The organism is Ferrovibrio sp. (assembly GCF_046297895.1).
Taxonomy (GTDB): Bacteria; Pseudomonadota; Alphaproteobacteria; order Ferrovibrionales; family Ferrovibrionaceae; genus Ferrovibrio.
In genome coordinates, this window is the sequence record NZ_JBKBHC010000009.1 from 135,292 (window position 1) to 149,981 (window position 14,690).

A 14,690-nucleotide genomic window follows, 5' to 3' on the forward strand; every position below is an offset into this window, starting at 1 on the left:
AGCGCCGCCCCTTCATCGGCCCAGGTAGACCTCGATCACGCGCGGATCGTTCTGCACATGGTCGACGCTGCCTTCCGACAGCACGCTGCCCTCGTGCAGCACGGTGACGCGCGCACCGAGGTCGCGCACGAATTCCATGTCGTGTTCTACCACCACCAGCGTGCGTTCGCCCTTCAGCGACAGGATCAGGTCGGCAGTCTGTTTCGTCTCGGCATCGGTCATGCCAGCCACCGGCTCGTCGAGCAGGATCAACTGGGTGTCCTGCACCAGCAGCATGCCGATCTCCAGCCACTGCTTCTGGCCATGGCTGAGCGCGCCGGCGGAGTCGCGCAGCCTGGCGGCCATACCAACGGTGTCCAGCGCCCAGGCGATGCGGTCGAGCGCCTCGGAGTCCAGCCTTGCCGTAAGCGTGCGGAAAGAGCCGCGCGGCGCCTTGAGTGCCAGCTCAAAATTCTCGAACACCGTGAGGTTCTCAAACACCGTGGGCTTCTGGAACTTGCGACCGATGCCGAGATTGGCGATTTCGGTCTCGTCCAGCTTGGTCAGGTCGACGCGGCCGGCGAACAGCACCTCGCCCTCGTCAGGCCGGGTCTTGCCGGTGATGATGTCCATCATCGTGGTCTTGCCGGCACCGTTCGGGCCGATGATGGTGCGCAACTCGCCAGGCGCCACCATCAGGGCGAGGTTGTTGATCGCCCTGAAACCGTCAAAGGAGACGGTGACGCCGTCAAGATAGAGCTGCGTATCCGAGACGCGCGGTTTGTGTACCACGTCAGGCGAGATCCCGGCCGTGGCCGGCTCGATCAGCGGGGTGGGCAGCGGCATGGCTGGGCGCATCATTCAGCCGCCTTTTCTGACGGTACGGCGTAACTGCGCCGCTCGGCACGCCAGGCCTGCCACTGGCCGACCAGGCCGACGATACCCCTCGGGAAAAGCAGGGTGGAGGCGACGAACAGCGCGCCCAGCACGAACAGCCAGAGTTCGGGCGCGGCACCGGTGAGCCAGGTCTTCACCAGATTGATCAGCACGCCGCCCAGCACCGCGCCATACAACGTGCCGCGGCCGCCGACCGCCACCCAGATGGCGATCTCGATGGAATTGGCCGGCGAGAATTCGCTGGGATTGATGATGCCGACCTGCGGCACATAGAGGGCGCCGGCCAGCCCGGCCAGCAAAGCCGACAGCACAAAGGCAAAGAGCTTGGCCGAGGTGGGCGAATAGCCGAGGAAGCGCACGCGGCTTTCGGCATCGCGTACCGCCAGCAGCACGCGGCCAAGCTTGGAGCGGGTGACGAAACGGCAGAGCAGGAAGCACAATCCCAGACTGAGCACCGACGCCACGTACAATCCGATGCGCGTCTCGGGCGCCTGCACCGGAAAGCCGAGGATGTCCTTGAAATCGGTGAGGCCATTATTGCCGCCGAAGCCCATGTCGTTGCGGAAGAAGGCGAGCAGCAGGGCAAAGGTCATCGCCTGCGTGACGATGGAGATGTAGACGCCGGTGACGCGCGAGCGGAAGGCAAACCAACCCAGCACCAACGCCAGCAGCCCCGGCACCAGGAACACCATCAGCAGCGCGAAGGGGAAGCTGTCGAAGCCGTACCAGTACCAGGGCAGCTCCTTCCAGTTCAGGAAGACCATGAAATCGGGCAGTTCGGGATGGCCATAGACGCCGCGCGCGCCGATCTGGCGCATCAAATACATGCCCATGGCGTAGCCGCCGAGCGCGAAGAACGCGCCGTGCCCAAGGCTGAGGATGCCGGCATAGCCCCAGACGAGGTCGAGGCTGAGCGCTAGGATCGCGTAACAGGCGTATTTGCCCAATAGCGGGATCAGGTAACCTGGCAGATGCAGAGCCGAGCCGGATGACGGCAGCAGGTTCAGCAGCGGCACCAGTACGATCAGCACGAAGCCGATGGCTAGGAAAATCGCCCAGCCGCGCCTATCGAGCAGGGGCTTGGGCTGCGCCAGCGCTTTTAAATCGTCAAGCATCTGCGGAGCGTCCCTTGGCGGCGAACAGCCCGCGTGGCCGTTTCTGGATGAACAGGATGATGCAGACCAGCACGACCACCTTGCCCAGCACGGCGCCGGCCACCGGTTCCAGCAGCTTGTTGACGATGCCCAGCGTCAGTGCCCCGACCAGCGTGCCCATCAGGTTGCCGACGCCACCAAACACCACGACCAGAAAGCTGTCGACGATGTAGATGGTGCCGAGATTGGGCGAGACATTGCCGATCTGGCTCAAGGCCACGCCGGCCATGCCCGCGATGCCCGACCCCAGGCCAAAGGTCAGCGCGTCGATGCGGGCGGTGGGAATGCCCATCACATCTGCCATAGCGCGGTTCTGCGTCACCGCGCGCATGTGCAGGCCAAAGCTGGTTCTGCGCAGAATCAGCGCGATTAGTCCCAGCACGGCGAAGCAGAAGACGATGATGTAGATGCGGTTCCAAGTGATGGCAAAGCCGCCGGCAATTTCCAGCGCGCCGGTCATCCATTCGGGATTGGCGACTTCCTTGTTCGGGGCACCGAAGATGGCACGCACCGCCTGCTGCAGGATCAGGCTGATGCCCCAGGTGGCCAGCATGGTTTCCAGCGGCCGGCCATAGAGAAACCGGATCACGCTGCGCTCCAGCGCGATACCCACCAGGGCCGCCACCAGGAAGGCGACCGGCAAGGCGGCAATCAGGTAACCGCCGATCCAGCCGGGTGGCAGAAAGGCGCGGAAGATTTCCTGCGTCACATATGCCGAGTAGGCCCCCAGCATGATCATCTCGCCATGGGCCATGTTGATGATACCCATCACGCCGAAGGTGATGGCGAGCCCGACGGCAGCCAGCAGCAGCACAGAACCGAGCGAAATGCCCTGCACCAGGTTTTCGGCATAGCCATAAAGCTGGAGCTTGAACTGCAGTTTGCCAAAAGCCGCGTTCAATGCCGCCTTCACATCCGGATCGCTCTCCTGGTTCAATCGCGCCTGCAGCTGGGCGCGTACCCGCAGGTCGGAGGAGCCGCTCAGCGTCTGGATCGCCAGCAGGCGCCGAGTCTTGTCGGCATCGGCCAGATCGACAGCGGCCAGGCTGAGGGCCATGGCCTGCTTGGCGTCGCCATTGGTCTCTCTTGCATGGGCCTCGCGCAGAAGGGTAATGGCGTCCGGGGTGGCGCCATCGAGCAGCGCGTTCGCCGCCGCGCGGCGCTGGGCCGGATCGGGACTGGACAAACCGAGCCGGCCGACCGCCTGGCGCAGCACGTTTCGCAGATTGTTGTTGACAAAGATCACGTCCAGATCGCCCGACGACACGATGCCGAGTTTCTCCTGCGTCACCGCATCGGTCAGCGCCTGGTCGTTGCCGCTGACATTGCCGATCACCACGGCGCCGTCGCTCTTGCGCTGGAACAGCCGGCCATCCGCCAAGGCGCGGAACACAGGAATGGCACGCGGATCATTCAGTTCGGTCAGGGCATCGATCGCCTTGGCCTTGTCGGCAAAATTGTCCGCCTTCAGTGCAGTTATAGCCCCGGCAAAGTCGAGTGGCCCGGATTTCTGCGCTGCGCCAGCATCGCCAAGCAGCGCGCGGGCATCGTCGGACAATGCGATTGGCTGCAGGTCTTCTGGCCGGGCCATGTCTTCGATGTCGCCGGTGGCGGCATTGGTGACGACGATCATCTCGCCGTCCTTCTCGCCAAGCACCACGGCATTGTCTGCCAGCCGCAGATAGAGCCTGCCCTGGGCCAGCGCGGCCAGGGCGGCCTTGGCTTTTTCGTCGTCGCTGGCGACGAGCGCCGCGATGGCGGGCCTGGGATCGCTTTCAGCCAGGCCGGCCAGCGTATCGGCCAGAGTCTGGGCATGGGCGGGCCGCATCACGGCCAGCAGCGCCAGCATCAGCGCGACCATCACGATAGGCAGGAAACGGTTCATCGACACCAGATGCTCTGCGAGTTTTGAAGACGGAACGGTTTTTATGATTGTTCTGGCAACGGAGTCTGTCTTGAGGGCGGTGCCGGCCCCTTCCCGCGTTGCAAAACGTAGGAAGGGGCCGATCGCCATTACGTCACGCCGCTCAGTTGGTCAGCGCCGCGTATTTCGGCTTCTCGCAGTTCCCGCAAACCCACGGGAAAGTCCAGTCCGCGGTCAGCTTGGCGCTTTCCGGGATATATTTCGACCAGGCGTCAGCCTTCACCGGGCCCTTGGTCTGCCAGACGATGTTGAACTGGCCGTCCGGGCGGATCTCGCCGATCATCACCGGCTTGGACAGGTGATGGTTGGTGTTCATCACCGCGGTGAAACCCGACGGCGCCTTGACCTTCTGGCCATACATGGCCTGCCGCACGGCATCCACATTGGTGGTGCCTGCCTGGGCAACGGCCTGCGCCCACATCTTGAAGCCGATATAGGTGGCTTCCATCGGGTCGTTGGTGACGCGCTTGTCGTTCTTGATGAAGGTCTTCCACTGCTTGATGAAAGCGTCGTTGACCGGGTTCTTCACCGACTGGAAATAGTTCCAGGCGGCCAGATGGCCGACCAGGTTCTTGGTGTCGATGCCGGCCAGTTCTTCCTCGCCGACCGAGAAGGCCACCACCGGGATGTCGGAGGCCTTGATGCCCGCGTTGGCCAGTTCCTTGTAGAACGGCACGTTGGCATCGCCGTTGATGGTGGAGACCACGGCGGTCTTCTTGCCGGCCGAGGCGAACTTCTTGATATCCGCCACGATGGTCTGCCAGTCGCTGTGACCAAACGGCGTGTAGTTGATCATGATGTCTTCCTGCTTCACGCCTTTCGACTTCAGGAAGGCCTCAAGAATCTTGTTGGTGGTGCGCGGATAGACGTAGTCGGTGCCGGCCAGGACCCAGCGCTTCACCTCGCCGCCGTCCTTGCCCATCAGGTATTCCACCGCCGGGATGGCCTGCTGGTTCGGCGCGGCACCGGTGTAGAACACGTTCTTCGAGCTTTCCTCGCCCTCATACTGGACGGGGTAGAACAGCATGCTGTTCAGTTCCTCGAAAACCGGCAGCACGGACTTGCGCGACACCGAGGTCCAGCAGCCGAACACCACCGCAACCTTTTCCTTCGAGATCAACTCGCGCGCCTTCTCGGCAAAGAGCGGCCAGTTGGAGGCCGGATCGACCACCACGGCCTCGACCTTCTTGCCGAGCAGGCCGCCCTTCTTGTTGATGTCGTCGACCATCATCAGGACGGTGTCCTTCAGGGTCGTCTCCGAGATGGCCATGGTGCCGGACAGCGAATGCAGGACGCCGACCTTGATCGTCTCCTGCGCCTGGGCGCCCTGGCTGGCAAAGGCGGCCGCCCCAAGCATCGCGCCTGCTGCGGCCACGGTCCGCATGAATTTGCTCATTCTCTTCCTCTCCTGCTTTGGGTCTGGCCCCCCCATGGGCTCAGCCGCACAGGTCAGGATTGGCAAGGAGCGTGCCAAGGCCGGAATGTCGTTAGGGCATGATCCGATACCTTGGATAATGCGCTGATTCCGCGCCGCAATATGACAGGGCCCGGTTTGTGGATGGATTACTACCCGGATGATTCCACAGCGATCTTGTGAACTACTTGGCCGCGCAGTTGCCTATATTTTAATCCAATACCACTTAAAAACAGGCAGAGATCAAAATTCAGGCAGAGAAACAGGCCGGGTAGCGCAACACCATCAGAAATGCCAATGCCGTGGCATGGCCGCCACCCGGCCCAGACCGGGGCGCAGGGCAGCCCATAACAGGCCGAAATGGCGACGCAAGCGGGCGGGTTCACGATCAAGCAGCCGCAGCAGCAGCAAATCTTCGATCACCGTAACGGCCCATAGGCTGCCCTCAGGCAGCGCATTTGCAGGCAGCAGATCGCGCAACCGGTCTCGCGCAGCCGCCGGTTCAGGCAAGCGGGCCAGAATCAGGCCCTGAGCCACGGCGCCATCGAAGCCGGCCGAATGGTGCAATGCCGGCAGGCCGGGCTCGTCCAGCCTGGCGGCATCATGCCAGATCAGGCGACCATCATGCCGCAGCTGCCAGCGATCGAACAGCGCGCCGGCGTCGAAACGCTCGCCGCGCGCAATCCGTCCGAATACGGTGATGTCGCCGGCCAGCAGCCGCGCATCATGCTGCAGATCGATTCCGACATCGCGGCGCAACCGCGCGCCAGCGAACAGTATGGTCTCCTGCGGCAGCCATTCCAGCACTGCGCCGGCCTCGACCGAAAGCGCGATGGCGATATCGGCCGCCTGGCTGCCGGTCTCGGCGCGGTAGATCTTTTCAGCAGCCTGCGGCGTGCACAATGCATCCGCACCCGCCGCCACGCTGACGCCCAGCCGCAGACGGTCGCCGCCGGTGAGGCCGCCGGCGGTGGTGACCAGCACCGCCGTGAAAGCCTCGCCTGGATCAGGCGCCGGCATCAGGGCGCGGCAGGGGTCATGCTGGTAGAGATCGGCGATGCGGCTGAGTCGGCCGGTCGCGCCCATTGCCATGGCCGGCGGCGCGATGCGCAGTTCCAGCACGCCATCAGCCCTCTGAAGGCGCGGCGCATCACCGGTAATCGCCGCCGCCATGGCGGATCAGAGCAGATCGGGCTGGTCGGCCAGCATCGGCTGGTCGACATCCTCGGCCGGCACGACCGCATCGGCCGGCCGCACCGGCCATGCCAGCCCCAGCGCCGGGTCGCGCCAGTTGATGCCGCGCTCCAGTTCAGGCTCGAAGCTGGCGCTGGTCTTGACCAAAACCTCCACTGCCGGCTCCAGACTGCACCAGCCGAGGGCGAATCCCTGCATGGCATAGAGCTGCTCGGCGCCCATGTAGGAAATCACGGCCTGCATTGCCCGGCCAAAGGTGGAAGAGGATTTACGCACATCGATGGCGACGACATGGATGCTGCCGCGCAGCACGCGCACCAGCATGGCCTGGGTGCCGGGGGCGATCTGGTACCGCGGGCCGCGCACCGTGCCGATCTTGTCGGCATAATGGATATAGTCTTCCACGAAACGGTCATGGATGCCGATCTGGCCCATATGCTGCTCGCTGTAGATCGGACTCGACCAGCCCTCGCCCAGCATCAGGGTGGGCGCGCGCATCAGCAGGCAACCGGGCAGGACGGGTTGGGCGATCTGGAACATGGCGGGCCGGACAAAAAGATAAGGGCCCTCATCATCGATAAGGGCCCTGCTCTTGGCAAGACGCAGGAACGTCTCACCTCATATTACGGACAGGTCGTGCCGTTGGTGAAACCGATGCTGCCACTGGCCGGTGTGCCGTTGCAGGCGCCGGAGCCGCGAATATTGCCGGTCGAGCCGGCATTGATGACGGTTCCGGCACCGACCCACACCATATTGTTTGTCGTGCCGCCTGAAGCACTGATGCTGTTGTTCGCCACCGTTATGGAGGGGGAGCCGACATTCGCGGCCAACGCCGTGATCGTCGTGGCCGCCCCACTGCCGGTTGCCGTGAGCGTATTGCCGCGCACCACGGCACTGACGTTATTGCCAAGCGTCAAGGCAACGCCCCCATTGGCGCCACTCTGGGTCACGGTGATCGTATTGTTGCTGATCGTTGCGTTGCTCACGCCATCCGCAACCAAGACAGCGCGACCGCCGGTGCCGCCACTGAAGGCATTGGTGACCGTCAGGTTGGAGACCGTGCCCCCGCTATTGACCTGAACCGTGGACCCCAGGTTGCTGGCATTGACCGTTGCGCCGGTACTGACCGAGGCGAGGCGACCCGAGGCGCTACGCACCGTGACGGCACCGGTCAGCGTCTGGCCGGTGGCCAGGCTGACGGTGTTGGTCGTGTTGAATGTGCCGGACAGCAGGACCGTTGAATTGTTGCCGGCATTGGTGACGGCCGTAGCGAGGTTGGCGCCGCTGGTGCTGGCGCTGTTCAGCACTGTAAGACTGCCGCCATTGGCCGTCTGCGTCGCCGTTTCAGGTGCGCCGAAGGCACCTGACCGGCTGACGATATCGATGTCGCGCACCACCGGATCGGCCATGCGGCGCTCCATGGGCATGAGCTGCGACGCGCTCCTGCCGAAGCTCTGCAGCGGGATGCGCAGCCGGGCCGAGAGGAACCCCTGGCTGCCGCGCGGATCGTCATGCTGCCATTCCGCGCCCAGGCTGAGGCGCGCGCCGTCCCACAGGCCAGGCACCGCGTCGAACACCATTTCGGCCCGCAGGCGCGGGCCCTGTACGTCGGGCACGGCATCGTCGTCGCCGGTGAAACGGTAGCCGCCGGCATAAAGGCGGAGCTGCTGCGCTGCTTCCGAATCGAAGAAGGGCAGCCGCCAGCCGATTTCGGCATCGAAGCCGCTCAGGCTGCGCTCCTCGCCGCCGCGGAAGATCACGTTGGTGCCGGAAACCTCGGCGGTGTTGAGGGCATCGACCTGATGGCTGCGCCGCCCCTGCGGCAGATAGGCGTTGGCGCGCAGGTCCCAGTCCAGCGACAGGGCCTCGAAGCCCAGCGTCACCTGGCTGAAGTAATTCTCCAGCTCGCTCTTGCGGCGGTCGAAATAGGCATAGGCGCCGAGGTTCCAGCCGCTTTCCAGCATGTGGCGCAGGCCGAGGCCGAAATTGCCTTCCAGGCCGTCGCTGTCGTCCATGCGGGTGCGCAGGCTGGTGAACAGCAGGGTCGTGCCGTCCTGCGCCAGCGGGACGAACAGATCCGCCTCGCCCAGGTTGCGCTTGGTGCCTGTCTTGCCTTCAACATCGATATGCGGAGTCCATTTGGGCGCACGCTCGGCCGGCTGGCTCGTTGCTGCCGCAGGCAGCAGCATGATCGCGATCGCAGCGATCGCGAGGCTCCCGACCCATTGCATACGATGATAAGCCACTCCGCCGGCCCTCCCCAAGCCGCCGGATTCCCTCATTTTCCACGATCCGGCCTGACCTTCATCGCCTCGCCGTCAGGCAGGGTCAAGTGATTTCGGCCAGCGGGAAGCCATACGAAGCCACCTGCAATTATGCGGAGGCCCCACCACGCATCTCCTGTATGAATAGAAATGATAAAATCATTCATCCAGCAATTGCAGCCCGCATCAGCCACGACTCGACGGGTGCGGGGCCGTGCCGGTCAGGCCCCGTCAGGCAGGGCACATGTGGCATAATCAGGGAAATGGCGAATAGAAACACGTGCCGGCGCCTCGTCGTTGTCGAGCACTGTGGCGGAACTGACCATGCCAGCCCCAGCGCCAGGTCGCGCCAGTTGATGCTGCACTCCAGTTCAGGCTCGAAGCTGGCGCTGGTCTTGATCAGGACTTCTACTGCCGGCGGTCTAGACGGCCGTGGCGTGCCGTTCCTTGCAGATGCGCAGCACCTCGTCGGCATCGCGCCGCCACCAGTTGCCTGCCGACATGATTTCGACCTCGCAGAAACCGTCATAACCCACGCCCTCCACCATGGCACGGATGGCGGGAATGTCGATCACGCCATCGCCCATCATGCCGCGGTCGAGCAGCAGGTCGGTGGTCGGTACCAGCCAGTCGCAGACATGGAAGGCCAGAACGCGCTTGGCCGCGCGCCCGATCTGCGCCGCCAGCGTCGGATCCCACCAGACATGATAGACATCGACGGCGACGCCGAGATGGCGGTCATTCGGCCCTGAGCCCAGGCCGTCGCAGATGTCGAGCGCCTGGCCCAGCGTGTTCACGCAGGCACGGTCGGCGGCATACATGGGGTGCAGCGGCTCGATGGCCAGCGGCACACCGGCTGCCCTGGCATGCTCCAGCACGGCTGCGATGCCGTCCCGCACCTGGCTCCGCGCCCCGGCGATATCCTTGGACCCGGCCGGCATGCCGCCCACCACCAGCACCAGGCATTGCGCACCAAGGGCCGCTGCATCGTCTATGGCACGCTTGTTGTCCTCGATGGCGGCGGCACGTCCGGCGGCATCGGCGGCAGGAAACATCCCGCCCCGACAGAGTCCGGTCACGGTCAGGCCGACATCGCGGATATGCTTCGCGGCCTTGGCGGTGGTGTATTCCGCCAGCTTGTCGCGCCAGGGCGAGATGCCAGTTATGCCGTGGCGCGCGCAGCCTTCGATACACTGCTGCAGCGACCACTGTTCTTTCACGGTCGCCGTATTGAGCGAGAGCGGACCTGGCTTCGTCATGCAGCAATTCCGTGCGTCGCCATCACGGCCCTCATGCGGCTGGCCGCGCGGTCGGGATCGTCAAGCAGGCCGGCGGCATCGGCCAGGCGGAACAGTTCGGCAAGATGCAGGGCCGAACGCGTGCTCTGCTGGCCGCCGACCATGACAAAGTGATCCTGATGGCCGTTCAGATACGCCATGAAGACCACGCCGGTCTTGTAGAAGCGGGTCGGCGCCCTGAAGATATGGCGCGAGAGCGGCACGGTGGGCGCGAGGATGTCGTGAAAGGTCTTCACATCCTTGCGGGCCAGCGCACCAAGAGCCGCCGAGGCCGCCGGTGCGATGGCGTCAAATATGCCAAGCAACGCATCGGAATGGCCTTCCGTATCGCCGGCGATCAGTTCGGCGTAGTTGAAATCGTCGCCGGTATACATGCGCACGCCTTTCGGCAGGCGACGGCGCATCACGATCTCCTTATCCTTGTCTAGAAGCGAAATCTTGATGCCGTCGACCTTCGCGGCATTGGCCGCTATCACATCCAGGCAGGTCTGCATCGCCTGCATGTGGTCGCCATTGCCCCAGTAGCCGGCCAGGGCGGGATCAAACATCTCGCCCAGCCAGTGTAGGATCACCGGCTGCTTCACCTGACTCAGAATCCGGCCATAAACCTTCACGTAGTCGTCGGGCGTTCTGGCACAGGCCGCCAATGCACGACTGGCCATCAGGATGATGCGACCGCCGAATTTCTCGATTGCCGCGCACTGTTCCTCATAGGCGGCGATCACCCGGTCGATGGTGACATCGGGGCCCGGCGCCAGATGATCGGTACCGGCGCCGGAGGCGACCACGGCGCCCGGCACGTCCTTCGCGGCATCCAGCGAACGGCGGATGAGCTCCAGCGCATCCTTCCAGTCCAGACCCATGCCGCGCTGGGCGGTATCCATCGCCTCGGCCACGCCAAAGCCAAGCGACCAGAGATGCCGGCGAAAGGCGATGGTGCGCTCCCAGTCGATGGCGGGCGCCAGCCATGGGTCGTTGTCGGCCAGCGGATCGGCCACCACATGGGCGGCGGCGAAGGCCACGCGGCTGAAGGGCGGTTGCGACACCGGGAAGGCCCTCGGCGCCTTCAGGCTGTAAGGCGCCAGCTTGCCGGGACCGGCGGGCAAGTTCAGCGTCGTCATGTCAGGCCTTCAGTTCCGGCAGATCGATCCAGCGGCGCTCCTTCCAGCTTTTCAGGCCGGCCTCGGCGAGCTGCACGCCCTTGGCGCCTTCCAGCAGGGTCCAACGGAAGGGTTCGTTGTCCACCACATGGCGGATGAACATTTCCCACTGGGCACGGAAGCCGTTGGGATAGACCTTGTTGTCGGGCATTTCCTGCCAGGTCTCGAAGAAGTTGATGCTCTGCGGGATATCCGGGTTCCAGACCGGCTTGGGCGTGGCCACGCGCGGCTGCACGAAGCATTTATGCAGGCCGGCCACAGCCGAACCCAGCGTGCCATCGACATGGAAGGTGACCAGGTCATCGCGCCGCACGCGCGTGACCCAGGAGGAATTGATCTGCGCGATCACCCCGCCTTCCAGCTCAAAGGTGGCATAGGCGGCATCGTCGGAATCCGCCTTGTAGGGCTTGCCGTTCTCATCCCAACGTTTCGGGATATGGGTGGCACCGAGGCAGGAGACGCTCTTCACGCCGCCGAACAGATTGTCGAGGACGTAGCGCCAGTGACAGAGCATATCCAGAATGATGCCGCCGCCATCCTTCGTCCGGTAATTCCAGGACGGACGCTGCGCCGGCTGCCAGTCCCCCTCGAAGACCCAGTAACCGAACTCGCCGCGCACCGACAGAATCTTGCCGAAGAAGCCGCTGTCGATCAGCACCTTCATCTTCTCCAGGCCAGGCAGGAACAGCTTGTCCTGTACCACGCCGTTCTTCACCCCGTATTTCCTGGCCGCCTTCACCAGGTCCATGGCCACGGCCAGCGTTTCGGCAGTGGGCTTCTCGCAGTAGATGTCCTTGCCGGCGGCCATCGCCTTTTTCAGTAGGCCGGCCCGCGCCTGGGTGGTGGCCGCATCGAAGAAGACGGTATCGTCCTTGTTCTTGAGCGCCGTGTCGAGATCGTCGGTGTAGCGCTCGATGCCATGGTCCCTGGCAAGGCGCGCCACCTTGTCGAGATTACGTCCCACCAGGATCGGATCGGGCATGACGCGGCGGCCATTTTTCAACACCACGCCGCCATCCTTGCGGATCGCGCAGATCGAACGGATCAGGTGCTGGTTCATGCCCATGCGCCCGGTGACGCCGTTCATGATAATGCCGAGACGGATATCCTTGCTCATTGGTTTGTGTCCTTCTTCAAGAATGCAGCGGCATGGGGGCGAGGTCGCCCCAATCGGGTTCGGCGCCACTGCCGTAAGCGGCGACATCCAGCAGGCTGTCGAGCGCGATGGCGCCATCACGGATGGCTAGCCGCACGCGGCCATCCTGGCGGCGATAAAGATCGGGATGGGCGGCAAGGAAGGCCGCCTGCTCTGCTTCCGGTGCATCGCCGAAACCGTCGACATAATGGTGCCCATTGCGCTCGACATGACTCAGGCCGAGGGCAGCGACCAGCACCAGATCCTGCTGCAGCGCCAGCCCGGCCTGGCAGGTCAGATCCTCGCCAGTGACAAAATAGCCGCCGCCCCACTGGATGCAGCGGGCCGCATTCAGGACGGCGCGGTACACGCCCTTGCAGGTCTTGGACGAGATGCCGCGATAGCCCAGTTCGCGGGCACGCGGGAAGACGTCGTAATCGGCATCCGATTCATCGACAATCAACGGCACCTGAGCCGACAGGCCGTGGACCGGCCGCTCCAGCGCCGAGGCGCGTTTGATCGGCTGCTCGATATAGCGGATGGAGGCACAGAGCCGGCGTAGCGCCGGTTCGTTCTGCATGGCCTGCCACAGCGCAGCAATGCCGGCGGCATCATCGTATTGTTCGTTGCCGTCAAGGCTGGACTGATAGCCGCCGGAAATACGGTCAAGCACGACGGCAATCGCCGTCAGCCGCGCGAGATCGGCCGCGATGTCGCCGCCCACCTTCAGTTTGAACCAGGCCTGCCCATAGGCGGCGATCACCGCCTCCAGGCTTTCGGGCAGGCCGTCATTCAGCCGGCGCGCGGGCCCCAGATCGGCCTCGGTAAGCGGGTCCAGCATGCCCACGGTGTGACGCGCAGCTATGTGCCGCACCGGCTGCAAATCCCTGAGAAAGCCATCTAGCGCAAAACCGGCGAGATCGGGCGTGAGCGTGGCGGTGATGCCGAACAGATTGCGCTGCAGCGCCGGAACGAAACCCATGCCCTGCATGCGGCAGAGCGCGTCGATCACGGCCCGGTCAAGCAGGGCCGGACCATAGACGGCGACCAGCGCATTCAGCCCCCGCTTCGCCCCGGCCCGCACCAGCGCCGCATGATGGGTGGCGGAATGACCGAAGGCGCTGCGCGGTGTGGCATCGGACAGATAGGCGTCGCGCGCCAGGCGCAGGCTGAGACGCAGCTGGTCAAAATTCTGCTCATTGCTGAGCGCCGGATTCTTGTCGAACCATTTCGGCACCATCAGTTCGGCGGCCATGCCCCAGGCGGAACGGCCGTCTTGTATGTCGATGCGCAGCCGCAGGAAGGCCTGCGGCGCCTCGGTCAGCGTCACCACGCCGAAGCGGAATGGCAGGCGCAGGCGCACTGGCCGCTCATACAGCGCGATTTCGGTTATGCGGAAGGCTGGCGCGGTCACCGCGGCGCCTCCAGGAGATCGCGCAGATAACGGATGGCGAAAGCCGCCGCACCCGGACCGTCAGGGTCGTAGACGAATGGTTCGACGCCCAGATCGCCGACGTAGCCATGGCGTTGCAGCGCCGCGATGACCGGCGCGAAATCCATCTCGCCCTGACCCGGGCCCTTGCGGTTGGGATCATTGACCTGGACATGCGCGATCAAACCGCTGGGCAGCCAGCGGTCCAGCAGCACAGGGACGGGATCGGCCTCGGTGAGTCCCGCGGCGCTGCAATCGATCATGGTGCGGAAGGCGCTGTTGCCGATGGCCTCCACCACACCGATCGCCTCGGCCACCGTGTTGATGAAGTTTGTCTCATGTCGCGACAGCGGCTCGAGGCAGTAATGCACGCCCGCCTGTTCCGCCGCCCGCGCCGCCGCGGCAAAGGCCTCCAGCGCCCAACCCTTGGCCGGCAACGGATCGTGCCCGGGCAGGCGCCGCTGGGCCGGCGAGCCATGCACCAGATAGCGGCCACCAAGATCGGCGCAGAGATCGCACAGGGCTGCCATGACGTTGATCGTGCGACGACGGATATCGGCATCAGGATCGGTGATCGACAGCCCCTTGGGCGCCACCAGCAGCCAATGCAGCCCGGTAACGGCGAGGCCGGTTTGCTCGACGGCGCGACGGACCGCCCGGCGTTCGGCGGCGGTGAGCGCCAGCGGATCGTCAGCCAACGTGAACGGTGCGAGCTCCAACCCGTCATAGCCCAGTTCAGCCGCCAGAGCGCATTGCGCCTGCAGCGACATACCGGCCAGGACCTCGTTGCACAGGCTGATCCGCATCGCCTTTTCCGTTGTAACCAGATAGTTACTTAT

The 14,690-nt window shown here is 64.3% G+C and carries 12 protein-coding genes; all 12 read right to left on the minus strand.

The window, feature by feature from the left end; all coding sequences use genetic code 11:
• Nucleotides 1-12: 12 nt before the first annotated feature.
• The gene (urtD, locus tag ACK4FK_RS16200) at nt 13-840 is read right to left on the minus strand and encodes an urea ABC transporter ATP-binding protein UrtD (protein ID WP_409746210.1); all 828 of its coding nucleotides are present in this window, start codon (nt 838-840) and stop codon (nt 13-15) included.
• Nucleotides 837-1,991 (minus strand): urea ABC transporter permease subunit UrtC, encoded by a 1,155-nt coding sequence (gene urtC, locus ACK4FK_RS16205; protein WP_409746211.1) that lies wholly within the window; start codon nt 1,989-1,991, stop codon nt 837-839. The genes urtD and urtC overlap by 4 nt, the downstream gene beginning before the upstream one ends.
• Entirely contained in the window at nt 1,984-3,915 is a 1,932-nt protein-coding gene (gene urtB, locus ACK4FK_RS16210) for an urea ABC transporter permease subunit UrtB (protein WP_409746301.1), read from the minus strand. The genes urtC and urtB overlap by 8 nt, the downstream gene beginning before the upstream one ends.
• 142 nt (nt 3,916-4,057) lie before the next feature.
• On the minus strand, nt 4,058-5,338 hold the full coding sequence (gene urtA / locus ACK4FK_RS16215) for an urea ABC transporter substrate-binding protein (RefSeq protein ID WP_409746302.1): 1,281 nt from the start codon (nt 5,336-5,338) through the stop codon (nt 4,058-4,060).
• A 315-nt stretch (nt 5,339-5,653) separates the two neighbouring features.
• On the minus strand, nt 5,654-6,541 hold the full coding sequence (locus tag ACK4FK_RS16220; RefSeq protein ID WP_409746212.1) for an urease accessory protein UreD: 888 nt from the start codon (nt 6,539-6,541) through the stop codon (nt 5,654-5,656).
• 6 nt (nt 6,542-6,547) lie between these two features.
• A complete protein-coding gene (locus ACK4FK_RS16225; RefSeq protein WP_409746213.1) occupies nt 6,548-7,102 on the minus strand; it encodes a dTDP-4-dehydrorhamnose 3,5-epimerase family protein in 555 nt (184 codons plus the stop codon).
• Between the two features lie 83 nt (nt 7,103-7,185).
• A complete protein-coding gene (locus tag ACK4FK_RS16230) occupies nt 7,186-8,793 on the minus strand; it encodes an inverse autotransporter beta domain-containing protein (RefSeq protein ID WP_409746214.1) in 1,608 nt (535 codons plus the stop codon).
• 455 nt (nt 8,794-9,248) lie between these two features.
• Nucleotides 9,249-10,085, minus strand: coding sequence for a sugar phosphate isomerase/epimerase family protein (locus ACK4FK_RS16235; protein ID WP_409746215.1), 837 nt, complete (start codon nt 10,083-10,085; stop codon nt 9,249-9,251).
• The gene (locus ACK4FK_RS16240) at nt 10,082-11,245 is read right to left on the minus strand and encodes a dihydrodipicolinate synthase family protein (RefSeq protein ID WP_409746216.1); all 1,164 of its coding nucleotides are present in this window, start codon (nt 11,243-11,245) and stop codon (nt 10,082-10,084) included. The genes ACK4FK_RS16235 and ACK4FK_RS16240 overlap by 4 nt, the downstream gene beginning before the upstream one ends.
• A 1-nt stretch (nt 11,246) precedes the next feature.
• Nucleotides 11,247-12,401, minus strand: a complete 1,155-nt coding sequence (locus ACK4FK_RS16245; protein ID WP_409746217.1) for a Gfo/Idh/MocA family protein — start codon at nt 12,399-12,401, stop codon at nt 11,247-11,249.
• A 16-nt stretch (nt 12,402-12,417) separates the two neighbouring features.
• The gene (locus ACK4FK_RS16250; protein ID WP_409746218.1) at nt 12,418-13,833 is read right to left on the minus strand and encodes a mandelate racemase; all 1,416 of its coding nucleotides are present in this window, start codon (nt 13,831-13,833) and stop codon (nt 12,418-12,420) included.
• Nucleotides 13,830-14,657 (minus strand): sugar phosphate isomerase/epimerase family protein, encoded by an 828-nt coding sequence (locus ACK4FK_RS16255; RefSeq protein ID WP_409746219.1) that lies wholly within the window; start codon nt 14,655-14,657, stop codon nt 13,830-13,832. Before ACK4FK_RS16255 ends, ACK4FK_RS16250 begins: the two co-directional genes overlap by 4 nt.
• Nucleotides 14,658-14,690 lie beyond the last annotated feature (33 nt).